This window comes from Marinomonas sp. TI.3.20, from assembly GCF_038155025.1.
GTDB lineage: Bacteria > Pseudomonadota > Gammaproteobacteria > Pseudomonadales > Marinomonadaceae > Marinomonas > Marinomonas flavescens.
Map to the genome: position 1 here is coordinate 36,123 of NZ_JBAKAS010000001.1, position 25,065 is coordinate 61,187.

Annotated in this window: 21 protein-coding genes and 1 riboswitch; of the genes, 12 read left to right on the plus strand and 9 right to left on the minus strand. The window is 44.0% G+C overall.

All coding sequences use genetic code 11. The features are described from left to right. The first annotated feature begins 1 nt into the window (after position 1). From V6259_RS00165 to V6259_RS00180, 4 genes are all read left to right on the plus strand, one after another. Entirely contained in the window at positions 2–1,585 is a 1,584-nt protein-coding gene (locus V6259_RS00165) for a BCCT family transporter (protein WP_341582858.1), read from the plus strand. Between the two features lie 82 nt (positions 1,586–1,667). After that, a riboswitch (yybP-ykoY riboswitch) is annotated at positions 1,668–1,859 on the plus strand. 7 nt (positions 1,860–1,866) lie between these two features. Then, on the plus strand, positions 1,867–2,430 hold the full coding sequence (locus V6259_RS00170) for a TMEM165/GDT1 family protein (RefSeq protein ID WP_133012552.1): 564 nt from the start codon (positions 1,867–1,869) through the stop codon (positions 2,428–2,430). 16 nt (positions 2,431–2,446) lie between these two features. Further along, a complete protein-coding gene (locus tag V6259_RS00175) occupies positions 2,447–4,303 on the plus strand; it encodes a DUF294 nucleotidyltransferase-like domain-containing protein (RefSeq protein WP_341582859.1) in 1,857 nt (618 codons plus the stop codon). Continuing rightward, positions 4,304–5,035 carry a 3'-5' exonuclease gene (locus tag V6259_RS00180; RefSeq protein WP_341582860.1) on the plus strand — a complete coding sequence of 244 codons (732 nt, stop codon included), beginning with the start codon at positions 4,304–4,306 and terminating at the stop codon, positions 5,033–5,035. It begins immediately after the preceding gene. Between the two features lie 26 nt (positions 5,036–5,061). Here V6259_RS00180 and V6259_RS00185 read toward each other — a convergent pair whose 3' ends face one another. From V6259_RS00185 to V6259_RS00215, 7 genes are all read right to left on the minus strand, one after another. Continuing rightward, complete coding sequence (locus tag V6259_RS00185) at positions 5,062–6,171, minus strand: LacI family DNA-binding transcriptional regulator (protein WP_133012554.1); 1,110 nt, start codon at positions 6,169–6,171, stop codon at positions 5,062–5,064. An 82-nt stretch (positions 6,172–6,253) separates the two neighbouring features. Further along, positions 6,254–7,876, minus strand: coding sequence for an alpha-glucosidase family protein (locus V6259_RS00190; protein WP_341582861.1), 1,623 nt, complete (start codon positions 7,874–7,876; stop codon positions 6,254–6,256). A 71-nt stretch (positions 7,877–7,947) separates the two neighbouring features. After that, complete coding sequence (locus tag V6259_RS00195) at positions 7,948–9,048, minus strand: ABC transporter ATP-binding protein (protein ID WP_341582862.1); 1,101 nt, start codon at positions 9,046–9,048, stop codon at positions 7,948–7,950. Positions 9,049–9,139: 91 nt separating this feature from the next. Beyond that, entirely contained in the window at positions 9,140–10,282 is a 1,143-nt protein-coding gene (locus tag V6259_RS00200) for a carbohydrate ABC transporter permease (protein WP_341582863.1), read from the minus strand. A gap of 1 nt (position 10,283) precedes the next feature. Then, complete coding sequence (locus V6259_RS00205; protein ID WP_341582864.1) at positions 10,284–11,294, minus strand: carbohydrate ABC transporter permease; 1,011 nt, start codon at positions 11,292–11,294, stop codon at positions 10,284–10,286. Between the two features lie 106 nt (positions 11,295–11,400). Then, positions 11,401–12,759: an ABC transporter substrate-binding protein gene (locus V6259_RS00210; RefSeq protein WP_341582865.1), complete on the minus strand. Its 1,359-nt coding sequence runs from the start codon at positions 12,757–12,759 to the stop codon at positions 11,401–11,403. 430 nt (positions 12,760–13,189) lie between these two features. Next, the gene (locus V6259_RS00215) at positions 13,190–14,164 is read right to left on the minus strand and encodes a carbohydrate kinase family protein (protein WP_341582866.1); all 975 of its coding nucleotides are present in this window, start codon (positions 14,162–14,164) and stop codon (positions 13,190–13,192) included. A gap of 188 nt (positions 14,165–14,352) precedes the next feature. On the opposite strand from V6259_RS00215, the gene V6259_RS00220 reads away from it, so the two are divergent. From V6259_RS00220 to V6259_RS00250, 7 genes are all read left to right on the plus strand, one after another. Next, positions 14,353–15,102: a response regulator transcription factor gene (locus tag V6259_RS00220; RefSeq protein ID WP_341582867.1), complete on the plus strand. Its 750-nt coding sequence runs from the start codon at positions 14,353–14,355 to the stop codon at positions 15,100–15,102. Then, the gene (locus V6259_RS00225) at positions 15,089–16,540 is read left to right on the plus strand and encodes an ATP-binding protein (protein ID WP_341582868.1); all 1,452 of its coding nucleotides are present in this window, start codon (positions 15,089–15,091) and stop codon (positions 16,538–16,540) included. The genes V6259_RS00220 and V6259_RS00225 overlap by 14 nt, the downstream gene beginning before the upstream one ends. Positions 16,541–16,832: 292 nt before the next feature. Further along, positions 16,833–18,080: an ABC transporter substrate-binding protein gene (locus V6259_RS00230; RefSeq protein WP_341582869.1), complete on the plus strand. Its 1,248-nt coding sequence runs from the start codon at positions 16,833–16,835 to the stop codon at positions 18,078–18,080. Positions 18,081–18,152: 72 nt separating this feature from the next. Further along, positions 18,153–19,085 carry a carbohydrate ABC transporter permease gene (locus V6259_RS00235; RefSeq protein WP_133012560.1) on the plus strand — a complete coding sequence of 311 codons (933 nt, stop codon included), beginning with the start codon at positions 18,153–18,155 and terminating at the stop codon, positions 19,083–19,085. Then, positions 19,075–19,959 (plus strand): carbohydrate ABC transporter permease, encoded by an 885-nt coding sequence (locus tag V6259_RS00240; RefSeq protein WP_133012561.1) that lies wholly within the window; start codon positions 19,075–19,077, stop codon positions 19,957–19,959. The genes V6259_RS00235 and V6259_RS00240 overlap by 11 nt, the downstream gene beginning before the upstream one ends. Before the next feature lie 66 nt (positions 19,960–20,025). Next, complete coding sequence (locus V6259_RS00245; RefSeq protein ID WP_133012562.1) at positions 20,026–21,135, plus strand: ABC transporter ATP-binding protein; 1,110 nt, start codon at positions 20,026–20,028, stop codon at positions 21,133–21,135. A 217-nt stretch (positions 21,136–21,352) separates the two neighbouring features. Continuing rightward, on the plus strand, positions 21,353–22,402 hold the full coding sequence (locus V6259_RS00250; protein ID WP_341582870.1) for a metallophosphoesterase: 1,050 nt from the start codon (positions 21,353–21,355) through the stop codon (positions 22,400–22,402). A gap of 113 nt (positions 22,403–22,515) precedes the next feature. On the opposite strand, the gene V6259_RS00255 is transcribed toward V6259_RS00250, so the two are convergent. After that, positions 22,516–23,025, minus strand: coding sequence for a hypothetical protein (locus V6259_RS00255; RefSeq protein WP_133012564.1), 510 nt, complete (start codon positions 23,023–23,025; stop codon positions 22,516–22,518). Between the two features lie 270 nt (positions 23,026–23,295). Continuing rightward, complete coding sequence (rph, locus tag V6259_RS00260) at positions 23,296–24,015, minus strand: ribonuclease PH (protein ID WP_133012565.1); 720 nt, start codon at positions 24,013–24,015, stop codon at positions 23,296–23,298. 160 nt (positions 24,016–24,175) lie between these two features. Here rph and V6259_RS00265 point away from each other — a divergent pair, with 160 nt between their 5' ends. Then, positions 24,176–25,042 (plus strand): YicC/YloC family endoribonuclease, encoded by an 867-nt coding sequence (locus V6259_RS00265; RefSeq protein ID WP_341582871.1) that lies wholly within the window; start codon positions 24,176–24,178, stop codon positions 25,040–25,042. Positions 25,043–25,065: the final 23 nt, after the last annotated feature.

A 25,065-nucleotide genomic window follows, 5' to 3' on the forward strand; every position in this document is an offset into this window, starting at 1 on the left:
TATGAAACACAAGGCACCGGACAACGGCCGGCAAGACTACAATACCTCATATACAGTGGGTCAAGATAATATTCGCTTCCTCGGGATGGATATCTTAAACCCTGTATTTAGTACTAGTGCGATCATTATTTTTGCCTTTATCATTGGGACTATCTTGTTTCCTGCTGGTGCTAAAGAAATGTTAATGGGAGCTCGAACTTGGGCGATTGATAATTTCGACTGGTTCTTCATGATCTCAGGAAATATCTTTGTGCTCTTTTGTATTGGCCTCATTTTATCTCCTATGGGTAAAATCCGTTTAGGCGGTACAGACGCAAAAGCCGAACATTCCACCATCACTTGGTTTTCTATGCTGTTTGCAGCCGGTATGGGGATTGGTCTAATGTTCTGGAGTGTGGCCGAACCTGCTGGCTACTACACAGATTGGTACGGTACACCATTAAACGTTGAAGCGAGAACACCTGAAGCAGCTAAGCTTGCATTAGGCGCTACCATGTTTCATTGGGGCCTTCACCCTTGGGCTATTTATGCCGTTGTCGCATTGTCACTTGCTTTCTTTGCTTACAATAAAGGCCTACCTCTAACTATTCGTTCTGCGTTTTATCCTCTATTTGGTGAAAAAGTGTGGGGGGTAACTGGCCATGTCATCGATACTCTCGCCGTCATTGCTACTATCTTTGGTTTGGCAACGTCATTAGGTCTTGGGGCACAACAAGCAGCCAGTGGCTTACACTTTTTATTTAATATTCCTAACACCCTTACCACTCAGATTGTCGTGATCTGTGGTGTAACATCTGTGGCAATATTCTCAGTAGCTCGTGGTCTTGAAGGTGGTGTAAAACTCCTCAGTAATATCAATATGATACTCGCTGCGGTTTTCGCTATCTTTGTTCTCGTTGTGGGTAACACCAGTGCCATTTTCGCGGCAATTGGTACTAGCTTCTTAGGATATGTCGAAAACATCATTCCGCTAAGTAATTGGATTGGACGTGATGACCAAACCTTCTACCACGGTTGGACTGTGTTCTACTGGGCTTGGTGGATTTCTTGGTCACCATTCGTTGGTATGTTTATCGCGCGTGTTTCTCGTGGACGAACCGTTCGTCAGTTCCTAACTGCAGTATTGTTGGTTCCAACACTGGTTTCTTTGGTTTGGATGTCTATTTTTGGCGGCTCTGCCATAGAACAAATTGAAACAGGTACTGGTGCACTTGCTGGTGGTATTACCGATGTGTCACTTGCCATGTTCCAAATGCTTCAAAATTTACCACTAACGTCGATTTCATCGTTTATTGGTATCGTTCTCGTCTTGGTTTTCTTTGTCACATCTTCGGATTCTGGCTCACTGGTGATTGATGGTATTACCGCTGGCGGTAAAACTGATGCGCCTATGGTTCAACGAGTTTTTTGGGCTGTTTTAGAAGGTGTTATCGCGATTGCCTTGCTTGTTGGTGGTGGTTCAGAAGCACTATCTGCAATTCAAGCTGCTGCAGTAACTATCGGTCTACCATTTACTCTGCTAATGCTTATTATGTGTGTTGGCTTATTTAAAGGGTTACGAGGCGATATGCACCTCTTTAAATAAAGAACTCTAATTAGTCTCTAAGTGTTAATACGAGCGGCTTTTGTCGCTCGTATTGTTTTAGAGTGTAAAGTACTTTATTATTCGCATCCTCTTAGGGGAGTAATCTTCTTTGCAATTTGCAAAGATTCTTTGTCAACATAATTGAGCCTCAAGCTCGTGGCAAAGAAGTCCAAATTCGATTTACTATCGGATGGGATTGATGAGACTTAAGACAATAACTTGGCTCAGGTGGGCTCAGGTTTGTTGTCTTTTGCTTATTCGCCCACCTAGGACCTCCAATAATGGAAGCGATACTGACTTCGATTTCTACTGTTGCCCTTGCCGAAATGGGTGACAAAACTCAACTTCTTGCCCTTTTCCTTACTGCTCGTTTTTCCTCAAAAACCGCCATCATTCTTGGTATGTTATTTTCTACTCTACTCAATCACGCTATTTCCGCGTGGTTCGGTGTTGAAGCCGCTAATTGGATACCGGGTGCTTGGGTAAACTGGGTTGTTGGATTAAGTTTTATTGCTGTCGGTCTATGGCTGCTTATTCCCGATAAGGACGACAGTGAAGAAGGTGGAATGCTCAAATACGGCGCTTTCTTAGCGACCTTCTTTTTGTTTTTCCTCGCGGAAATTGGAGATAAAACACAAATAGCCACCGTATTATTAGGTGCTCACTATGGTAATGTTGGATTAGTATTACTAGGCTCAACCATTGGTATGATGATCGCAAATGTTCCCGTCGTGTTTGCTGGTAATTGGATAATGGATCGCATCAATCCAACACTGACTCGTAGAATTGCCTGCCTGCTATTTTTAATTATGGGCTTACTCAGCATCGTATCGCCAACGCTTTAACTAATAGGAACCTGTTATGGACGTCGAATTAACCGAGATCGTGGAAGCGCTCTGCCAATATGCTCCTTTCAACGAGCTTGCAGATGATCCGCAACTCTATGACATGGTCAAAGAAATTGAGATCCAATATCTTCGGGCCGGAGAATGGGCAATCCAACCAGGTGTACTCAACCATACTTTGTTCTTTATCCGTAGTGGTGCAGTAGAAACACTCGGTAAAGAACAAAAGTTAATTCGACGTATGAATGAAGGCGAACTATTTGGCTCAGCATCCCTATTACGTGGCGGTAAATTTTCACAGTCGATGCGTGCGATTGAAGATAGCCTACTTTACCGTATTCCTGCTCGCTGGTTTCTCAAACTATATGAAGAAAACGATGCCTTCTCAGACTTCTTTGAATTAGATCGAGAAGTTCGCCTAAAAGTAGCTATGGAGTCACAAATATCCAGCGTCTCGTTACTCACTTGCCCTGTGGTTAGCCTGCTACGTCGTCCCCCCATAGGCATCGATATAGATGCTGATATTCGCATGGCTGCGCAAATGATGGCGGATAAGAAAGTGTCCAGCTTACTAATCATGGAAGACAACGCATTAGTCGGTATTTTGACGGATCGCGACCTGCGTAACCGAGTGGTTGCGGCAGGATTAGATTACGACACACCTGTTGGTAAAGTGATGACTCGCGATCCTGTCGTCATGGACAGCGGTGATTATGCCGCAGAAGCGGTGCTCAAAATGATGGAAAAGAACATTCACCACATTCCTATCGTTAAAGCGAACCACCCCATTGGAGTGATCAGCACCGGAGATATCGTTCAGACCGAAAGCCATGGCAGTATTTACCTGATTAGCGATATCCACAAGCAAACCAGTATCGAAGGTCTGCAAGCCATCAGCCACAAGATGACTCATACCTTCACCCAACTCGTGCTCGCCGATGCCAATACTCAAATGATTGGCAATGCCATGTCTCATATTGGGATTGCCTTTGTAAAACGATTACTACAACTGGGTGAAGAAAAGTTCGGAAAACCTCCTGTACCCTACTGTTTTGTAGCGCTAGGTTCACAAGCTCGTGAAGAACAAACCATAAAAACAGACCAAGATAACGCACTCATCTTAAGCAATCTCTACGACCCAAAAGAACATGGCGACTACTTTGAAAATTTAAGTCAATGGGTTTGTCAAAACCTTGATATCTGTGGTTACCCTCTTTGTACCGGTGACGTTATGGCTTCCAATACTCTTTGGCGACAACCACTTGAGCAATGGAAAAAATATTTCAGTGATTGGATTCAAGACCCTAAAGCCGAAGCATTATTGCGCTTATCCATCTTTTTCGATCTAAAAGGAGTGTACGGAGAAAAGCATTTAGCCAAAGAGCTTAATAAACACATCCGCCAAGAGGCAAAACAGAACCCTGGCTTCTTAACTTTCATGGCGCGTAATGCTAATCAGCGAAAACCTCCACTCGGCTTTTTCCGACAATTTGTACTCGATGGTGAAGGTAAGCAATCACGTACATTTAACTTAAAAGAACGCGGTATTGCACCGATTATCGACATTGTCAGAGTTCATGCCTTGGCCTGCGGCAGTGACAAACTCAATACTTTAGAACGTATAGAAGACATCGAGGCCGCAGGTTTGCTACCAGATGGACGCGCAAAAGACTTAGCTCTTGCCTTAGAAATGATTGGTATGGTGCGTATTCGTAGCCAAAAAGATCAAATCGAAAAAGAAGAAGCACCCACAAACCAAGTGAATCCAGCGTATTTATCATCCTTTGAAAAACGCCATTTACGTGATGCCTTTCACATCGTAGCAAGGCAACAGGAATTTATTAAATTCCGCTATGCCGGGAAGCGTAGTTAGATGTTTATGCGACTGATTCGTACCATAAAAGGAAACAAGCCCCAACCGCTTCAAGATTGGCAAGCCATGTTCGCACAGTGGGCAAAGGACGCACCAGAAGGTCCTCTCAAACGCTACTATGAAGCCGGCACTGTTGCGCTAGACACAAAGTTGAAAGACACCCCATTGCTGGCATTAGACTTGGAAACAACGGGACTAAATTCAAAAACAGATGAGATTATCAGTTTAGGCAGTGTGCCAATGGATCATCGTATTGTGCGCTGTAATGGCGCTCAATATTGGATGGCAAAACCGAAAGGAACGCTCAATGCAGAGTCTGTTACGATTCATGAAATAACCCATTCAGAGCTCGCCGAAGCCCCACCACTACATCGTATTCTCAATGAGATTCTAAACACACTATCAGGCAAAGTCGTCGTCGTTCATTGCGTCTCTATCGAGAGAGAATTTTTACTTGAAGCGGCGCTCAATGTTTATGGTTTTCCACTGTATTTTCCAGTATTAGATACCATGGACATAGAACGCTTAGCACTTAGTAAAACCCCGTGGTGGAAACGCATCATCGCCAGACGACCATCGTTACGCCTAGATGCCTGCCGACAGCGCTATCATTTACCACGCTATAAAGCTCATCATGCTTTAACAGATGCATTATCATCTGCCGAATTATTACAAGCGCAGATTAGCTATCATCTTGACCCTGAAGTGAATATTTCCGATTATTGGCTTTAATAAGAATCAAGATTACCTAGGGTTTATTAACATGAACTGACAGGCAAATCAGACTTGGTGAAAACAGATTGAGAGGTCACGGCTGGACAGCTCTGGCGAATAATTAACTCGGTTTCTAATACCACGTCCTTCGCTTCGTGTAGCCCTAAAAAAACCTGAGCGGCAATTCGCCCTTTCTCGACCATTTGCTGATGTACAGTCGTAATTGAAGGGTGGAAATTTTCACTTTCCGCAATGCCATCAAAACCAACGACAAGTAGATCTTCCGGCACTCTCAAACCCATTTTTAATGCCGCCTGTACGGCTGCAATAGCAATACGGTCGCTCATACACAATAAGAGTTGAGGGCGATCCGCCATGGTAAGGGCCTCACGAGCCGCCTGATACGCCATTTCATGGGTATTCTCAGGAATATTCCATATACACTCTGGCGGTAGATGGCGATCATATTCTTCAAGGGCTTGAAAATAGCCGTGCAAGCGCTGAATAGAAATAGACGCAGAAGCATCAAACAATTCACCTTCACGGATACGACAAACACGATCCGTATCCAGTAAACTTAAACCAAGAATAGCAATACTCTGTGGTTGATGAGCAAGGGCATGACAGGCAATTTCATAAGCCCCTTTATGATTTTCTACGTTCACGGAAGTCGTACCAGGTATAAAGCTGTCTACAGTAATAATGTTTCTATTTGGCATTAACCAAGGGGCATTACTGCATTGTTGTGGTTTATGACCATAAACCACAAACCCATCGACCATAGAAGATTGCATACGACTCTGTGCGTCCTGCTGGCCCTTATCTGAGGCTGACAGTAACAACATGTTGTAATCATAATCTTGGAATATATCCGCCATGCCTTTAAGGAATTGATTCGCCACGGGATCCGTTAAGCTATAGCTCAGATCATCTGACAAAACGATACCAACAATTCCTGTGCGGCCCGTGCGCAAACTGCGCGCGGCCGCATTGGGTCCGAAGTATCCTACCCTCTCGCATGCTTCAAGAATGTTTTCACGAAGCGTGACAGACAGTTGATCGGGCCGATTAAACGCATTGGAAATAGTTGCAGTTGACACGCTTAATAGCTGCGCGACATCCTTTAGTGTTAATTTTTTAGTATGTTTTTTCATACAACACTCTCAAAATGCAGCCTCTCATGGTTAAAAAATAGGCTCACTTTATTAGAATTATCAGAATATTTGGCCATAAAAGCTATTCTGATAACACGCTATAATAAGCTTGATATGCCGGTAAGATGAGTCTTTTTCCATCCACGGATGAACTAAACCCATGCCCTTCTAGGGGCTGAGAAATATTCATCGGCAGCTCTGCCGCTTGCGTTTGGCCAGTCATATTTAAAACCACCAACACTCTTTGTCCATCATAGCGTCGTATTAACGCAACCAAATCATGATTACTCACATCCGCTTGCTCAAACTCACCATTGACCAAAGCAGGCTGCTTTTGTCGCCAATGGATCAGTTGGCGAACCTTATGCAATAACGCACTAGGATCAGCTTCTTGTTCAGCAACACTAAGCGCTAAATGACGATCATCAACAGGCAACCAAGGCTCCACTGTAGAGAAACCACCATGATAGGTATTGTTCCAAACCATTGGCGTTCGACACCCATCTCGCCCCTTAGATACTGGCCATAAAGGAATAGCATACGGGTCTTGTAAACGATCAAAAGGGACCTCTGCTTCAGGTAAACCTAGCTCTTCTCCTTGGTATAAACACACGCTACCGCGTAAGGATAAAATCAAAGCCATTGCGATCAACGGATACGCTTTAGGGTCTTCATTTTCTCCCCAACGAGTGCAAGACCGAACCACATCATGGTTAGATAACGCCCAACAAGGCCAGCCATCTCCAACAATATTTTGCATATTTGCCAATACATCTCGAATGTAATCAGGCGAATGGAACTTATTCAGAAAATCAAAGGTATAAGCCATATGCAGCTTGTCACCGCCAGAAGTGTATTGCGCCATACGCTTAAGCGGAAAATCATCACCAATTTCCCCAACGGTTGTGCTGCCAGGAAATTCATTCATCAACAAACGTAATTCTTTTAAAAAATCTAAATTCTCAGGTCGGCTTATATCGTATACATGACGTTGATAAGTGTATGGATTATCCTCCGGTGCACCCAGTGTTTTAGGCTCGCCTTCTGGTACCGCTGGATTGTCTTCCAAGCCTAGACTATGGAAGTAGAAATTCACCGTATCCAAACGAAAACCGTCCACGCCATGCTCTAACCAAAACCTCATATTATCCAAATGGGCTTTACGAACATCAGGGCAATGAAAGTTCATATCTGGCTGAGATTCTAAAAAGTTATGCAAATAATACTGCAAACGGCGGCTGTCCCATTTCCATGCGCTACCACCAAAAATTGATAGCCAATTATTTGGCGGTGAGCCATCTGGCTTGGGGTCGGACCACACATACCAATCAGCTTTTGGATTGAGTTTATCCTGACGACTTTCTTCGAACCAAGGGTGTTGATCTGATGAATGGCTAATCACTTGGTCTATCATGACTTTTAAGTTAAGTTCATGAGCTCTATCTATAAGGGCTTTAAAATCTGATAATGTGCCAAACATGGCGTCAATATCGCAATAATCAGAAACATCGTAGCCAAAATCTTTCATTGGTGACGTAAAAATGGGGGACAGCCAAATAGCATCTACCCCTAGCGAGGCCACATACTCTAATTTACTGGTAATCCCCACCAAATCACCGATCCCATCGCCATTACTATCCATGAAGCTACGAGGGTAAATCTGGTAAATAATGCCACCTTTCCACCAATTCAAATTCTGTGTCATATCCATTCTCCGAAAAATAAAACGCTCTTAATTATTACGCCCAAACATTTGAAATCATTTACATTGTAGGACTAAGAGACTCGACGATAAGATTGTTCATTTTGATTAAATAAATGCATTTTCTCTGGAGCAGCGGACAAATGAACTAAATCACCTCGTTGTATTTTTAACGTGCCAGCTTGCTTAGCAATGACCATTTCTTGGCAACCTTTGACCTTTAAGTGCAGCAATGTCGCTTCACCAAGGGATTCAACAAACGCCACTTCACCAGAGACAAACCCTTGCTCTTGACTATCCACGAGACCAAGATCTTCTGGCCGGATACCAAAAAAAGCCGCTTTTCCCTGTTCGCTAGCGTCAGTCAATATTGGGACATCCACTGTCTCCGCGGAAGACAGAGATACCCTAGTGATTTCTCCCGCTTGATCAATATGACATGGCACAATATTCATTGCAGGCGAGCCAATAAATTTAGCCACAAATACATTAGCAGGATGCTCATATAGCGCCAAAGGCGAGCCAACTTGCTCTACATTACCTTCCGACAGCAACACGATACGATCCGCTAGCGTCATCGCCTCCACTTGATCATGAGTAACATAAATCATCGTCGACTCAGGCATACTTTCTTTCAAATTAGCAATTTCCATACGCGTTGCAACACGCAATGCGGCGTCTAAATTAGACAAAGGTTCATCAAACAAGAATACTTTAGGACGACGAACAATGGCACGGCCTATGGCGACTCGTTGACGCTGTCCACCCGATAAGGCTTTTGGCAAACGATTTAAATAGGGCGTTAATTGCAGCATTTCAGCGGCTTTTCTGACTTGTAGATCAACGTCCTGCTTACTGTTTTTAGCAATTTGCAAACTGAATGCCATATTGTCATATACCGACATATGTGGATAAAGCGCGTAGCTTTGAAACACCATCGCAATCCCACGCAATGCCGGTGGGATGTTATTCATCATTTTTCCGTCGATTTCTAAGGTGCCACCGGAAATCTCTTCTAAGCCAGAAATCATTCGTAACAAAGTGGATTTACCGCAACCAGACGGCCCAACGAAGACAATGAATTCACCTTTTTTGATGTCTAAATTTATATCGTGTAGCACTTCAATTTTGTTGGAGTAGATCTTTTTAACATGGGTTAATTTTACATCTGCCATGAATACTTACCTCAATTTGAGTTCGCATTAGGATAAGGAATATTATCTACTCATCCATTCGCTGATTATGTTCTACGTTACTCAGCCATTATTATTTCACAGATCCCGCCAGTAAACCGCGCACTAGAAAGCGCTGTAAACCGAAAAACACACAAAGCGGAATAATAATAGTAATGAAGGCTGAAGCCGTCAGAATTTCCCAATTACCACCCTGGGAGCCGAGTAGCTCACGCAATTGCCCAGTTAATACAATATGATCTGGGCTACTACCCAAGAAAACCATTGCGACTAACAAGTCGTTCCATACCCATAAAAACTGGAAAATAGCGAACGATGCCAACGCAGGAAAAGACAATGGTAAAACGATTTTACGGAAAATCTCGAAGTCCGAAGCACCATCAACTCGAGCAGATTCAATAATTTCACTCGGTAAACCAGCAATGTAATTACGCAGTAAATAAATAGCCAACGGCAAACCAAACCCCGTATGTGCTAGCCAAATTCCTACATAAGTCTTCGAGCTGACACCAAACATATCCCCTATCCAGTTATAGCTTTTTAACAAGGGAATCAATGACATTTGCAGAGGCACTACCAATAAGCCAACGACACAAGCCACCAATATAGCGCGACCAGGAAAACGCATCCAAGCCAAGGCATAAGCAGCAAATGCCGCAATAAGGATAGGAATAATAGTGGCCGGAATAGTTACCGTGAGCGAGTTAATAAAGGATTGCCCTAACCCTTCTGCTCCCAATACTTCACGGTAATTATCCAAGGTAAAACGAGGTGGTATGTCCGCGGTGTAAAACAGCCGTTTACCATTTCGCCCATGCCATTCTTTAGGCGATGATAATGTATAATCCCCATTAGGCATCATCTGCAGGGTTTCACCATGACGCATATTGGCTACGCTGCCAGCGTTAAAAGCCTCAGGATGCAAAGAGCTAAAACCGAACAGGCTAATTTTTCCGGGTTTACCCTTTAAAACATTACCTTTGATGACAAATTGATCGCCTTCTTTCGTTTGGCTTTTCGGTGGATCTGCACGATCAACGATCATCTGTGTAGACGTCGATAAAGCCGTCCACCAGCCAGACACGGCTAATTGATCTTTGTCACGAATGGATGATATGAATAATCCAGCTGTTGGAATGGTCCAAATAACGACCAAAAATAACACAGTGGCATGAACCAAATAGGTCAAAGGAGAGCGCTTTGATGACATGATCATATTAACGACCCTCCATTTCTTGATTAGCACGACGAATATTCCACACCATGATAGGCAACACCATCACCATAATAACAATCGCAATCACTGCGCCGCGGCCAAAATCACCACCACCGCGAAACATCCAGTTGTACATTTGATTGGCTAATACTTGAGTATCCCACTGACCATTTGTCATGGCCAAAACGATATCAAATACTTTTAACACCAAAATAGTGATCGTCGTCCATACAACAGCAATCGTTCCCCAAATTTGCGGCACCATGATTTTAAAGAAGATTTGAACCCCATTAGCACCATCTAACACCGCAGCTTCAATTGTTTCATCAGGAATTCCTCGTAGCGCCGCAGACAGAATGACCATAGCAAAACCGGTCTGTATCCAGATAAGGATAATCATCAAAAAGAAACTGTTCCAGAATGGCATGGTGATCCAGTTATGCGGCTCGCCACCAAAATGCACGACAATGGCATTTAATAAACCGATTTGAGCATCACCACCACTACGGTAGTCGTAGATAAACTTCCAGATGACCGACGCGCCAATAAAAGAAATGGCCATCGGCATAAAGATAAAGGTTTTGGCAATGTTGCCCCACCAGATACGGTCGGTCATGGTGGCAATCACCAAACCCAAAAACGTCGCCATCGTTGGCACGACAATTAACCACAACATATTGTTTCGAAACGACTCTAAAAACTCATCGTTATTAAACAGCCAAGTGTAATTAGATAAACCGACGAACTCTTCACCCGCACGTCCGAAGAAAGATAAAATAATCGAATCCACAACAGGGTAAACAAGGTAAAACGTCAGCAACAACACCGCAGGACCTAAAAACAACCAAGGTCGAATACGACTCGTCATTCGTAAATTACGTGCGATTACGTCCACCGGTCTATTTTTAGCAGGGAAAATCTTATCCAAAAGAAAGTTAGAGCCATAGAAATACAATGCGCATCCCATTACTCCTAGAATCATGGTCAATAACGCAGAAGCGAGCTGTCCCATAGAGTCTCCAACATCACGTAAAATTCAAAAAAATTGGCTGGCTGTGTCAATTAATAACGAAGAGTCGAAATTTGACTCTTCGTTATCCACACAGATAAAAGTGACTTTAGTTTTTCTTCAGGGCATCCCAGTTTTTCTGGATATCGTTTGCTACATCTTTAGCTGATTCACCGCTGACGTAATTAACCATACCTGTCCAAAATGCACCTGATCCGATTTTTCCGGGCATCAAATCTGACGCATCAAAACGGAACACAGAAGCATTCAGCAAGACTTTGCCTTCTCGTCGTAGAGTGTCACTCGCATACACCGCAGGATTGGCTTTTAAGTCAGGAGATAAGAAACCACCTTGCGCCATCCAAATTTCATGAGCGATAGGAGAACGAAGGAACTTAGCGAAATCGCGAGCGCCTACGGAGTCTTTAGTAATCGAGATTAGAGTACCTCCCCCTTCCACTGGCTTGCCCAATTTTTTAGAGGCGTAAGCAGGGAAATAGAAGAAATCTGCATCGACCCCCATTTCAGTCCCTTCCGGAAAAAATGCGGGTGCGAATGATGCTTGTTTAAGCATGTAACATTTTGGAGGAGAGGTGAATAAACCTTTAGGGCTATCGCGAAAATCAGTAGATCCTACCGCAGCGGAACCACCATCAACGAACTTATTATTACGAGCAAACCAGCCAAAATTTTTAATAGCATCAACGATTCGTGGATCGTTAAATTTCACCTTATTACTCACCCAACCATCATAAACAGAGGGTGGTTGAGTGCGCAGTAGAATATCTTCAACCCAATCAGTAGCAGGCCAACCCGTCGCAGCACCGGAACCCAAACCGATACACCAAGGCGTTCCTCCATCCGCAACAATCTGCTTAGTGAGTGCTTTCAATTCTTCCATTGTTTTAGGAATATCGTAGCCTGCGTCTGAGAAATTATCTGGCGAATACCACACGAGTGATTTCAAATCCGCGCGATAAAAAATGCCATATAAATGCTTTTTGGCATCTTTCCCCTTAAAGGTGGCCAAATCTACCCAAGACTGCCCTGCCGCATAATCATTCAAAATGCCTTTTTTAGCATCATCACCAAAAGGTGTTAAATAGCCTTTGGCGGCGAGATTGGCGGCGAGACCTGGCTGCGGAAAGATAGCAATATTGGGCGCGCTACCCGCTTGAGTGTCGATGACAATCTGCTGCTCAAACGAATCAGAGCCTGCGTATTCAACATCGGCACCTGTGGCTTTTTCAAAGTAAGCAATAACGTTTTCAAATCTCGTTTTTTCATCACCTAGCCAAGGACCAAACACGGATACTTTTTGACCTTGAAGATGTTCAGATTTGAGCGAATCATAGCTAGACCAAGTAAAGCGTGTGTCTTTTCCCGGAGGAAATAAAAGGCCAGAAGCAAAAACAGAATGAGCAGACAGCGATAGTAGTATCGCTACCGGCAAGAAAGATTTTTTCATGAGTACTCCTTACAGGCCGGCTTAGGATAACGCCCTTCACCTGCCTTTGTTTTTATTATTGTAAGTCAGTGCTGTATTAAAAATGATCTTCTTTATGCATTAAGAAGAAATCTGATTATTAATAATCTTGTTAAGGGATTCAACTGCCTTTACAGCTTAATATCATCTTAATAAATGAAAATTAGTAGAAGGGGAAAATAGAAAAATACTTAATAATGGCGTGGGGGAATCACTTATAAAAGGCATATTGGCTGAAATTTACTGATTTTATGGGTTTTTATGTATAAAAATCAAACAAAGTATAGATAACTTAAAAAAACAAAAACGGGTTAGACCAAATCGAAAGCATAAAAAAACGCGATTGCTCGCGTTCTTCTAAAACGTTTAACTTAAAGAGTTTTTTATCTCGTTAGTGGCTCATTTATTGCCGTTAAGAAAATGATGTCACAAGACGCGCTTCTACTTCTTGACGCGTTGGTAATGAAGGATAAGCCCCTAATTTTGTAACTGAATCAGCACCACATGCGGCCGCAAAACGAATAATATCTGTCAGCTGGGACTGAGATAATTCTGCAAGCGAGGTACGATCACCTCCTTGTTCTGCTAATTGATACAGTAAACCGCCGACAAAGGCATCGCCCGCCGCTGTGGTATCTTTCACATCAACCTTTGGAGTCATCACTTCTCCGCTACCTTGAGCTCTTGTGTAAAAACGAATTGGATTACCACCATCTGTCAGTACAAATAAGGTCACGCCAGCAACCAGACTCTCGTCGATCAAAGCAAATGGATCATTAGCCAAAACCGCTAATTCTTCCAAACTGGCTTTCACCACATCACCGCTTTGCATCCAATTAATCACTCTTTGCGTATCAACTTTATGATCAGGCCAAAGATTAATGCGTAGATTCACATCCACGCTAACAATCCAATTCGCATCACGCGCCATACGAACACCTGCTAACGTAGCTTCAGTAATTGATTCATCCGTCAGCGTATTCGAGCACGTATGAAAAACACCTTGGCCTTCAAACCACGCTGCGTTGAAATCTGACTCACGAAACAACATATCGGCAGAAGGATTACGATAAAACTCGAAACTGCGCTCGCCAGTGCTGTCTAAACTAACGAACGCCAACGCTGTTTTGGCTTCTTTTGTCATCAACATGCTATCGGTGATAACACCGTAGCTTTCAAGAGAATCTTTCAGGAAGTGGCCAAAGGCATCATCACCAACTTGTCCAGTAAAATGACTGTTGCCACCCAGTCGGGCGACAGCAACAGCGACATTCGCTGGCGCACCACCGGGGAATTTTGTGAAAGATTCTAATTCACCTGCTTGTGTGGCCCCGTTGGAAAGGAAATCAATCAGCGCTTCACCAAATGCCATTATTTTTGTCGTCATCTTCTCTTCTCTATATTGAACAATATGATCTAGGGATAGGAAAAATTATGCAGGTTGGCAACTATTAAATCAATTTAATTTATTTAATTGCTTTGTGGTTCTCAATTATTGTAATAATTGGTTCCTTTTAGGTTTCTTGTTAGACTGAAAAATGACCGAATAAACGATCTTTTTTATTGAGAATAATAATGACGAAAGCCAAATGCATCTACGTCGTTGATGACGACAATGATATTCGCACCCTGCTGCAAGCCTACTTAGAAAAACACCAGTTTCAGGTTTTAACCGCAGAATCAGGCGAAGCATTCTTGGCTGACTTTACACCTGAACAAGAAGTCGACTTGGTTATATTAGACATTATGCTACCTGGCCAAGATGGATTTTCAGTTTGCCGATCGCTGCGAACACAGTCACAGGTGCCCGTCATCATGTTAACCGCCAATTCTGACGAAACAGATCGTATTATCGGTCTAGAAATTGGTGCGGACGATTATCTTGCTAAACCCTTCAACCCAAGAGAGCTCCTCGCACGCATGAAAGCCATTCTACGGCGCATGGAGCACGCAGAAGTTGCCGCTGTGCCTACCATTGCTCAGCGCTTTTATCATTTTTCTCATTTTACGTTGGATACTCTATCTAGAGAATTGCATTATAAAAATGAAAAAGAATCCTTGTCCGGTGCGGACTACAACTTGCTCATGCTATTTTTGGCAAGTCCTGGAGAAGTGTTAACAAGAGAACATATTGCAGCCAATACTCGAGGTCGTGACAGCGCGCCACTTGACCGCTTCATCGACGTTCACGTCAGCCGGTTACGCCAACGACTACGAGAAGATGCAAAACAGCCCCAACTTATCAAAACCGTACGCGGCGAAGGCTATATTTTAACTGCGAATGTCACGACATCTGACACGGCCAGTATGGATGAACAACATTAATAAGCGCATAAAACGCTGGGCTAACTCCCTAACAGGCCAAATCCTCATTATCATGGCTCTGGGTGTGGCCAGTGCACAATTTATTAGCTCGACCATATGGTTGCGCCAACTTCAGTCCGACACGGAAAAGAACGTACTAGAAGTCTCCAAGCACATGTCTTATCGCATTGCTTCGACAATCAGCTACTTCACCGCTTTACCGCGCAATTATCGACACATTGTCATTGATCAACTTCAAAGCATGGGGGGAACACGGTTTTTTGTTACGCTCAATCGCGAGGAAATTCGCATTAATGAGCTGCACGACTCACCGTTAATGGACATTGTCAAAAATCAAATTGAATCTACTCTCGTCAAACAGCTCGGCATTCACAATGCGAAAATTGCTTTCTCCAGCCCAGACGATTTACATGTTATTAATAACCACACGCTACTAACAGATTTACCAGAACGATGGGGGAACCACAGCTTATTGGTTAAGCCCCTAACGCCACCCATTATTATCATCCAAATCCCCATCAACGATAAAGACTGGTTGTATCTTGCCAGTCTAATGCCTGACCCTTATTTTCTGGATGGTGTCTCCGCACTCACCGGCGAACGTTTGTTTACCATGTCGGTTTCGGTGATTACTGTGCTATTACTCAGCCTTCTCATCTTACGACGGTTAACGCGACCTCTCGCTATGCTGGTAAGAGCAGCGGAGCGCTTTGGTCAAGGTGACTCCAAACCCATCAAAGAGTATGGCAGCGTAGAAGTACGCAAGACCGCCCGTGCATTTAACGACATGCAGGCGCGTATTCAGCGCTACTTAAATGATCGTGAACGACTCTTTGCCTCCATTTCTCATGATCTAAAAACACCGATTACTCGTCTGCGTCTAAGAGCAGAGATGCTTGATGAAGACGATACTCGTGATGCGATGATTCGAGATCTTGAAGATTTGGATATGTTAGTAAAAGGTGCCCTTCAGAGTGTAAAAGAGACCGATATTCACGAAAATCGCGTCAATCTTAATATTTTAAGAATGCTAGAAGACATGCAAAGTGCCACGAACTTATCCACCGTAAAACTCATTATTAGCGGCCACCTAAACAGCCCTTACATGGGTAAACCCTTAGCGATTAAACGTTGCTTAGGCAATCTCATCGACAATGCTTTGTATTACGGCAATACGGCCGAAGTGTTTATTGAAGATGAAGACGATGGAGTTTGTGTGCGCATATGTGACCATGGCCCTGGTATTCCTATTGAACAAATAGACAAAATGTTTCAGCCTTACACCCGCCTAACCCCTGACCATTCTGGCCATCCGGGAGGCATGGGATTGGGGCTTAGTATTGCCAGAAATATTGCCAGAGCCCATGGTGGCGAAGTGACGTTAAGCAACCTTCCTGAGAGCGGTTTAGAAGCAAAACTATGGTTACCAAGACATTAGCCCTGTCACGTCACCACTATTTTTTCTTTCACACTGTGTAGAAAAACATCTAAAAATTGGTAAAAAATAGCGCTAGAAGCCCTATTCTAGCGCGAATATTACATCTTCGCAGGCTATCTCATCTCCCCTTTGCAAGACTTTGTTACATTAGGTTGCTCTATATTACCCATAAAAAACACACTCTCTGCTAAATTGACAAGCTTGAGTGCTACTCCTCAAAAATAACACTCAAGCCGAAAAGACACTAAGCACTGATAGCTTAGAAAACATAACAATAAAAAAGGTTACTATCATGAAGAAAATTGCTCTAGGTTTAACCACTGTTGCACTTTCACTCGCGGCAACCTCTAGCCAAGCGGGTCAAGTAGAAGTTCTACATTGGTGGACATCTGGTGGCGAAGCCACTGCAATCAATGTACTTAAGCAAGAAATGAAAGACGCTGGAGACACTTGGAAAGATTTCGCTGTCGCTGGCGGCGGTGGTGAATCCGCTATGACGGTTCTAAAATCTCGCGCGATCGCCGGCAATCCTCCTTCTGCTGCACAAATCAAAGGACCCACCATTCAAGAATGGGGTGACCTTGGTTTCCTAGAAAACATCGATGACGTTGCCAAAGCGGGTCATTGGGATCAAATTCTTCCACCGGTTGTCAGCAAAATCATGAAGTACGACGGCCACTATGTTGCCGCTCCCGTTAACGTACACCGTGTAAACTGGTTGTGGGCAAATCCAGATGTCTTCCGTAAAGCTGGGGCATCTATTCCAACAACATGGGCTCAGTTCTTCGTGGCCGCCGACAAAATCAAAAAAGCCGGTTTCATTCCACTCGCTCACGGTGGTCAAGCTTGGCAAGACGCGACTCTTTTCGAAGCCATTGCCTTGTCTGAAGGAACCGATTTCTATAAAGCCGCCTTTATCGACCTAAAAGACGATGCGCTCAAAGGTCCAAAAATGATCGATGCGCTAACGACATTCAAAAAAATGCGTCAATATGTCGACCCTGGTTTCTCTGGCCGTGACTGGAATGTAGCCACTTCCATGGTGATCAATGGTAAAGCCGCAATGCAAATCATGGGTGACTGGGCAAAAGGGGAATTTACCGCCGCGGGTAAAAAACCAGGTATTGATTACATCTGTGTTCCAGCACCAGGAACAAGTGGCCAATATACCTTCAACATCGATTCTCTTGCCATGTTTAAAGTCGATGGAAAAGAAACGAAAAAAGCCCAACGTGACTTGGCTCGTTTAATCCTAGAACCTAAGTTCCAAGAGACATTTAACTTGGCGAAAGGGTCTATTCCTGTTCGTTTAGGCATGCCCAGAGGTAAGTTTGATGCTTGTGCAGACTCATCTATGGACGCGTTTAACGCCGCCTCTGCTACTGGTGATCTATTACCAAGTATGGCACACGGTATGGCCGTTAACTCTATGATCCAAGGTGCAATGTTTGACGTTATTACTAACTTCTTCAACACCGATGATATGACGCCTGAACAAGCCGCTGACAAACTAGCACGTGCCGTAAAAGCAAGCATGTAATCATCACACCCTGCTCGCGAGGCTGACCGCCGGTCAGCCTCTTTATTTCTCCTTTGTAGTGAAGTATCAATTATGAATACTAACGCCACTAATTCTGAGTCGAAAAAGACTCAGTTAGGCCGTCCTGCGCGCCTAAGCTTGGCAGATTGGATGCCAAAAATAGTACTAGCGCCAACCATGCTTATCGCCATCGTGTGTATTTATGGCTACATGATATGGACTGCTGTTTTGTCTTTCACAGGCTCGCGCATGCTGCCTTCGTATAAGTTCGTTGGCTGGGATCAATACGAGCGTTTATTCAATAATGACCGCTGGATGGTTGCGTTAACCAACCTAGGAATTTTCGGCAGTTTGTTCATTCTAATCTGCTTATTTCTTGGCATCATGTTGGCGATTTTCCTTGATCAAAAGATTCGTGCAGAAGGCGCACTTCGTACCATCTACCTTTACCCAATGGCGATTTCATTCATCGTGACTGGTACCGCTTGGAAGTGGCTACTTAACCCGACCAACGGCATTCAAAAACTCATGATAGACATGGGCTTTGAGAACTTTAAATTTGATTGGTTAACCGACCCTCATAGAGTTGTTTACTGCTTAGTCATTGCCGCGGTATGGCAGGCTTCTGGTTTTGTGATGGCGCTTTTCCTCGCTGGTCTTCGCGGTGTGGATGGGGATTTAATAAAAGCGGCACATCTAGACGGTGCCAGTACCTTTACCACCTATCGTCGTATCATTTTGCCGTCACTGAAACCGGTATTTTTCAGTGCTTTGGTGATCCTGTCGCATATTGCGATCAAGAGTTTTGATTTGGTTCAGGCTCTGACAAATGGTGGACCGGGCTACTCCTCTGACTTACCGGCTAATTTCATGTACACCTACACCTTTACTCGCAGTCAAATTGGCATGGGCTCCGCCTCTGCGATGGTCATGTTAGGTTGTATCTTGGCGATCTTAGTTCCTTATTTGTACTCTGAATTGCGAGGTGGACGAAATGAAAAATAACGCAATCGCTCGTAAAACATCGGGTGTTGAGAAAGTCTTACGCCTTGCTTTGTATGCGGTCCTGTTGATCATGGCCTTTTTCTACTTGATGCCATTGGTGATCATGCTGATTACCTCCCTGAAAGACGCGGAAGAAGTCCGAAACGGCACCCTACTTTCATTACCAAGTTACTTGCATTTTGATTCTTGGACGAAAGCATGGTCAGGCGCTTGTACTGGCAGTACTTGTACGGGGATTTCCCCTTATTTTATCAACTCGTTCAAAATCGTTATTCCAGCGGTTGCGATCTCAACCTTACTAGGCGCGATCAACGGCTATGTTATCTCGTTATGGAAATTTCGTGGCAGCGACCTATTTTTTGCCGCTTTATTATTAGGCTGCTTCATTCCTTTTCAAGTCGTATTACTGCCAATGGCACAAACCTTGGGTTGGTTAGGCATCGCGAGCTCCACGACAGGCTTAGTATTCGTTCACGTCGTGTACGGTGTGGCATTTACGACGCTCTTCTTTCGGAACTTCTACCAGTCTATTCCTGGAGAACTTGTGAAAGCCGCTCGCCTTGATGGTGCAGGATTCTTCACTATTTTCTATCGCATCATTTTGCCGGTTTCTACACCGATTATTGTCGTCACGGTTATCTGGCAATTTACGCAAATCTGGAACGACTTCCTCTTTGGCGTCGCCTTCTCCGGCTTTGACTCTCAACCAGTCACTGTCGCGCTAAATAATTTAGTCAACACCAGTTTTGGCGGTAAAGAATATAACGTCGATATGGCGGCCGCGATCATCGCAGCACTACCTACCATTATCGTGTACGTGTTTGCAGGTAAATATTTTGTTCGCGGTTTAACCGCAGGTGCCGTCAAAGGTTAAGAACGACGCTCGTGCCTATATATTTTTCATTGCGCGAGCGCCTCAGATAGAATTTGGAGCAATAACATGGCAAGTCTAACGATAGATAACGTAAAAAAAAGCTACGGTAAAACAGAAATACTAAAAGGCATTAATATCTCAATCGAAACAGGTGAATTCCTGATTTTGGTAGGCCCTTCAGGCTGTGGTAAATCCACATTAATGAACTCCATTGCCGGACTAGAAGACATCACTGAAGGCCGCATTTTAATCGCTGACAAAGACGTCACTTACACGAGCCCGAAAGACCGCGATATCGCCATGGTCTTTCAGTCTTACGCCTTGTACCCAAACATGACGGTAGAGCAAAATATCTCGTTTGGTTTGGAAATGCGTAAAGTGCCTAAAGCAGAACGGGACGTAGAAATACAGCGTGTTGCCGAGTTACTGCAAATTAGCCATTTATTGGATCGTAAACCGGCCCAACTTTCTGGTGGTCAACGCCAACGTGTGGCCATGGGACGAGCTTTAGCACGCCGCCCACAGCTTTACTTGTTTGATGAGCCGCTGTCTAACCTAGACGCGAAATTACGTGTTGAAATGCGTACTGAAATCAAAAAACTACATAAAAAACTAGGTACAACAATCGTTTACGTTACCCATGATCAAATAGAAGCGATGACATTAGCTGACCGCATTGCGGTGATGAAAGACGGTGAAGTTCAACAGCTTGGCACGCCTCAAGAAATCTATGACAATCCAGCGAACTTATTCGTTGCTGGTTTCATGGGATCTCCGGCAATGAACTTTATTCCCGCGAAAGTCATCGATCAAAACGGCACACCCGTGTTAGAACTCGAAGCAAACACCACGACAGCCATTCCGTTCCCAAGACCTGAGTCTTTAAAGAATCATATCGGCAAAACCGTATTGCTAGGACTTCGCCCAGAGATGATTACCGAACCTCAGCCTCATAAAGAGGGACAAGCATTTGTCACCACCACTGGAGTTGAGGTCGAAGTAACAGAGCCAATGGGCGCTGATACTATGATCCTAACGCGTATCAATGGTGCCGAGATCAATTGTCGTTCGAATCCAAGCTATTTAGCCGAGCCAGGCTCAGTAATCAACATGATGTTTGATACCTCAAAAGCGGTTGTATTCGACCCAAAAACAGGTGAACGATTAGACTTCTAAAACCTATTTTGATAGTACGTTTGTCATGCTTTTTGCCAACCTTCGGGTTGGCTTTTTTACGCTATGTCATCGCGGGCTACCTTTACAACTTTGTGTATCGAACTCCTTCTCTTTTTAAGTTACATTCCCGCTTATATTCAAAGTTCATAACTCAATAAGAACACGATAAAACGATGATCTTATGCGAACATCACCACGACTTTAAAGGAACCAAGGCATGACACGACGCCCTCGCGTTATAACCCAGCTCATCATTTTAGGCCTGCTTATCCTTGTTACTGGGTGTGCTATGGTGGAGCCAAGGCAGCCAGATTGGCAGACAGGAAAGGAATATCACCTTACCATTTTGCACACCAATGATAATCATGGTCATTTCTGGAAAAATAGCGATGGCGAGTACGGTATGGCGGCTCGTAAAACCCTAGTCGACAATATACGAGAAGAAGTCGCTTTGAATGATGGTCACACCCTATTGCTCTCTGGCGGAGACGTTAATACCGGCGTTCCTGAATCTGACATACAACACGCTGAACCAGACTTTAAAGGCATGAGCTTACTGGGTTACAACGCGATGGCGGTGGGTAGTCATGAATTTGATAACCCCTTATCAGTGCTTAGAAAACAACAAGAATGGGCAGGTTTTCCTTTTCTATCAGCAAACATTTTTGATAAAGAAACAGGAAAACGATTATTTGATGCTTATAAGATCTTCCAAGAAGGAGACTTGAAAGTTGCTGTCGTCGGCTTTACCACCGACGACACCATAAAACAGGGTAATCCAGAGTACCTTAAAAACATCGAGATTCGCTCACCTATTGAGGTCGCAAAAAAACTAATTCCCGAATTACGCAAACAAGCAGATATCGTGATTGCCATTACTCATATGGGCCACTATAACAATGGTCAACATGGTAAAAATGCCTCCGGTGACGTGACCTTAGCCCGAACAGTACCAGGCATAGATGTGATTATTGGCGGGCATTCTCAAGACCCCTTATTTAAACCCGACGTACAAAATGGCACCTTGATTCTACAAGCGCATGAATGGGGTAAATACTTGGGTCGTCTTGATTTAGTCTATAAAAACGGCGTGATCACTTCGTCACATTACAAACTGATCCCTGTTAACCTACAGAACAAAGAAACGTCCAACGACAGCAAAACTAAACGTGCGCTTCTCGATGATAAAATCGACGAAGACCCTGCGATGTTAAAGCTGCTCGCGCCCTATGAAGAAAAGGGCAAGAAAGAACTCATACAGCACTAATTTTCACAGAGCGACACCACTATTCCTTTGTTTATCCGCTGGCTAGGTTGTATAAAAAATGGCACTTAATACTAGGTGCCATTTTTATTAAGCGCGATTAACGAAAAAGAGAGTTACGGCTTATGGGAATATATTAACGTCCACGTAAGTGGTTTTGGGAGTTTTTCTGACTCCAGTTTTGCTGTGTATTCTAATGTGTTGGCGTCTATCATTTTCCACGTGTTGGTGCGTTTTCCACGCTCAGATTCTAGAACCACTTCAACTTTTTTTGCTGTTTGATGAATGGTCGAAAAAATCTTACGGTCGTCATCGCCCTTGGTTTCATAGCGATTTGCGCCCAAAGGAATCGTTTCTGCCGTTTCTTTATCACATTGCCATTGCCATTGTTTGGCTTGTGTCGATAGCTGCCATTCATGACAAATTTTCGTTTCTTTCTTCAAGATTGGACGGGCCACCATGCGAACAAAAAAATTCATTTCTTTGGCCACACTGTCTACCGCAGCATCCAACTTGGCTTGTGTGCTATCTGCGTCTTGCAAATACCATTTTCCATCAATCTGAGAAGCGAACGTACCTGAACTCAACGCCATTAACAGCGCGCCGGTTATTATTAATTTCTTCACCTGTACCGCCTTATTTTTATTGTTAGGTAAGCAAAAGATAATGACAGAGAAGGCACATATTGTGAGGCGCAAAAACGCGCACAATAACTAACATTAATCGCCAAACAGACTTTATAGTAGAGACATGTCTATCAGTAGATTTATTAAATTCAGATTCAAAAACAAAGAAAAGCCCAGTAATAATGCGGTAGAACACATTAAAACTGGGCTTCTGTATCCCATCTAAGTGGGCGAATAAACACTATAATGTTTGTCTAAAAACGTTATCGACTAATTATCAGCAAGTGCTTTCTTTTGTAACTCAATGATTTCAGCAATGCCTTTACGAGCCACAGCCAGCATGCCAACCATGTGCTCATCGCTGAATGCTTCGCCTTCCGCCGTTCCTTGAATCTCGATGAAACCGCCTTTGTCATTCATGATCACGTTCATGTCTGTTTCAGCATTAGAGTCTTCAGGGTAATCCAAATCCAACACAGGTACGCCTTTATAAACACCCACAGAAATCGCGGCGATTTGTGACACGATTGGGTTTTCTTTGATCCTTTTTTTGTTCAGAAGAACTTGCATGGCATCCGCTAACGCAACAAAGCCACCGCTAATAGACGCCGTACGAGTGCCGCCATCCGCTTGGATAACATCACAGTCGATCGTGATGGTGTTGTCGCCCAGTTTTTTAAGGTCAACCGCAGCGCGCAAAGAGCGACCGATCAAACGCTGAATCTCAACCGTACGGCCGTTTTGCTTACCACGAGCGGCTTCACGATCCACACGACTGTGTGTAGAGCGTGGCAGCATGCCGTATTCAGCCGTAATCCAACCTTGGCCCTTACCTTTCAAGAAACGCGGCACGCCATTGACCACGGTAGCAGTACAAATAACCTTAGTGTCACCGCACTCGATCAATACCGACCCTTCTGCATGTTTAGTAAAATTGCGTGTAATTTTAAGGGGACGTAATTGATCTGCTTCTCTTCCGCTCGGGCGCATAGTGGTCTCTCTATTAATGGAACTATTCTAAAGCGGCAATTATAACGAACCTCCACAAAATTGCGCCCCTTCCCTATGAAACTCTTACTCATCAGGTACACTATTCGTTCGGCCTTTGGGCTCTCTTTATTAATATGCTATCTAACTTTGGGTATTTAACATGACTGCAAGCATGACCGCCTTCTCTCGCCAAGAAGCTGTATACGATTGGGGCACCATCAGCTGGGAAATTCGCTCAGTAAACCAACGCTACCTAGAGCCACATTTCCGTCTACCTGAAAATTTCCGCGAGCTTGAATTTGCTTTTCGTGATGTGCTGCGCAAAAAGCTTAACCGTGGCAAATTAGAGTGCCAACTGCGCTTTCAAGCCGTCGATAAAGCCGCCTCCAGCCTCAATATTAATGCTAACAATGCCCAAGCATTGGCGACTGCTATCAACGAATTAGGTACTTGGTTTAAAGACCTAAACCCAGCCAACCCACTCGATATCTTACAATGGCCAGGCATTTTAAATAACGAAGGCAGTGACTTCGATATGATGAAAAAAGCCGTTGCTGAACTTTTTCAGCAAGGTGTAGAAGAGCTTATCCAAGTACGTTTACGTGAAGGCGAACAACTGAAAGGCATCATAGAGCAACGCCTAGACGCCATCGACCAAATAGTTGTCGATGTACAAGCCAAATTGCCTGAGATTGTTGCGGTGCAAAAGCAAAACTTGATCGACAAACTAGAAGCCGCCAAAGCGGACCTTGACCCAATGCGCGTCGAAGCAGAAATCGTCATGCTGGCACAAAAAGCCGACGTGGCCGAAGAACTCGATCGCCTCGCCACACACACCAAAGAAGTGCGCCGTCAGCTGCAACAAAAAGGCCCAATCGGCCGTCGCCTCGACTTCTTAATGCAAGAACTCAACCGCGAAGCCAACACACTTTCATCAAAATCCATCGTCGTCGAAACCACCCAAAGCGCCGTGGAACTGAAGGTTTTGATTGAACAAATGCGAGAACAGATACAGAATATTGAATAATTACTATAGATGTATTTTATTAT

What these genes read in the sequence shown, in the direction of transcription:
- V6259_RS00210 (WP_341582865.1), bottom strand. Translation starts at nt 12,759, where the DNA reads ATGAAAAAATCTTTCTTGCCGGTAGCGATACTACTATCGCTGTCTGCT.
- V6259_RS00195 (WP_341582862.1), bottom strand. Translation starts at nt 9,048, where the DNA reads ATGGCAGATGTAAAATTAACCCATGTTAAAAAGATCTACTCCAACAAA.
- V6259_RS00175 (WP_341582859.1), top strand. Translation starts at nt 2,447, where the DNA reads ATGGACGTCGAATTAACCGAGATCGTGGAAGCGCTCTGCCAATATGCT.
- rph (WP_133012565.1), bottom strand. Translation starts at nt 24,015, where the DNA reads ATGCGCCCGAGCGGAAGAGAAGCAGATCAATTACGTCCCCTTAAAATT.
- V6259_RS00220 (WP_341582867.1), top strand. Translation starts at nt 14,353, where the DNA reads ATGACGAAAGCCAAATGCATCTACGTCGTTGATGACGACAATGATATT.
- V6259_RS00190 (WP_341582861.1), bottom strand. Translation starts at nt 7,876, where the DNA reads ATGACACAGAATTTGAATTGGTGGAAAGGTGGCATTATTTACCAGATT.
- V6259_RS00170 (WP_133012552.1), top strand. Translation starts at nt 1,867, where the DNA reads ATGGAAGCGATACTGACTTCGATTTCTACTGTTGCCCTTGCCGAAATG.
- V6259_RS00200 (WP_341582863.1), bottom strand. Translation starts at nt 10,282, where the DNA reads ATGATCATGTCATCAAAGCGCTCTCCTTTGACCTATTTGGTTCATGCC.
- V6259_RS00225 (WP_341582868.1), top strand. Translation starts at nt 15,089, where the DNA reads ATGAACAACATTAATAAGCGCATAAAACGCTGGGCTAACTCCCTAACA.
- V6259_RS00265 (WP_341582871.1), top strand. Translation starts at nt 24,176, where the DNA reads ATGACTGCAAGCATGACCGCCTTCTCTCGCCAAGAAGCTGTATACGAT.
- V6259_RS00245 (WP_133012562.1), top strand. Translation starts at nt 20,026, where the DNA reads ATGGCAAGTCTAACGATAGATAACGTAAAAAAAAGCTACGGTAAAACA.
- V6259_RS00205 (WP_341582864.1), bottom strand. Translation starts at nt 11,294, where the DNA reads ATGGGACAGCTCGCTTCTGCGTTATTGACCATGATTCTAGGAGTAATG.
- V6259_RS00180 (WP_341582860.1), top strand. Translation starts at nt 4,304, where the DNA reads ATGTTTATGCGACTGATTCGTACCATAAAAGGAAACAAGCCCCAACCG.
- V6259_RS00230 (WP_341582869.1), top strand. Translation starts at nt 16,833, where the DNA reads ATGAAGAAAATTGCTCTAGGTTTAACCACTGTTGCACTTTCACTCGCG.
- V6259_RS00165 (WP_341582858.1), top strand. Translation starts at nt 2, where the DNA reads ATGAAACACAAGGCACCGGACAACGGCCGGCAAGACTACAATACCTCA.
- V6259_RS00215 (WP_341582866.1), bottom strand. Translation starts at nt 14,164, where the DNA reads ATGACGACAAAAATAATGGCATTTGGTGAAGCGCTGATTGATTTCCTT.
- V6259_RS00185 (WP_133012554.1), bottom strand. Translation starts at nt 6,171, where the DNA reads ATGAAAAAACATACTAAAAAATTAACACTAAAGGATGTCGCGCAGCTA.
- V6259_RS00240 (WP_133012561.1), top strand. Translation starts at nt 19,075, where the DNA reads ATGAAAAATAACGCAATCGCTCGTAAAACATCGGGTGTTGAGAAAGTC.
- V6259_RS00235 (WP_133012560.1), top strand. Translation starts at nt 18,153, where the DNA reads ATGAATACTAACGCCACTAATTCTGAGTCGAAAAAGACTCAGTTAGGC.
- V6259_RS00250 (WP_341582870.1), top strand. Translation starts at nt 21,353, where the DNA reads ATGACACGACGCCCTCGCGTTATAACCCAGCTCATCATTTTAGGCCTG.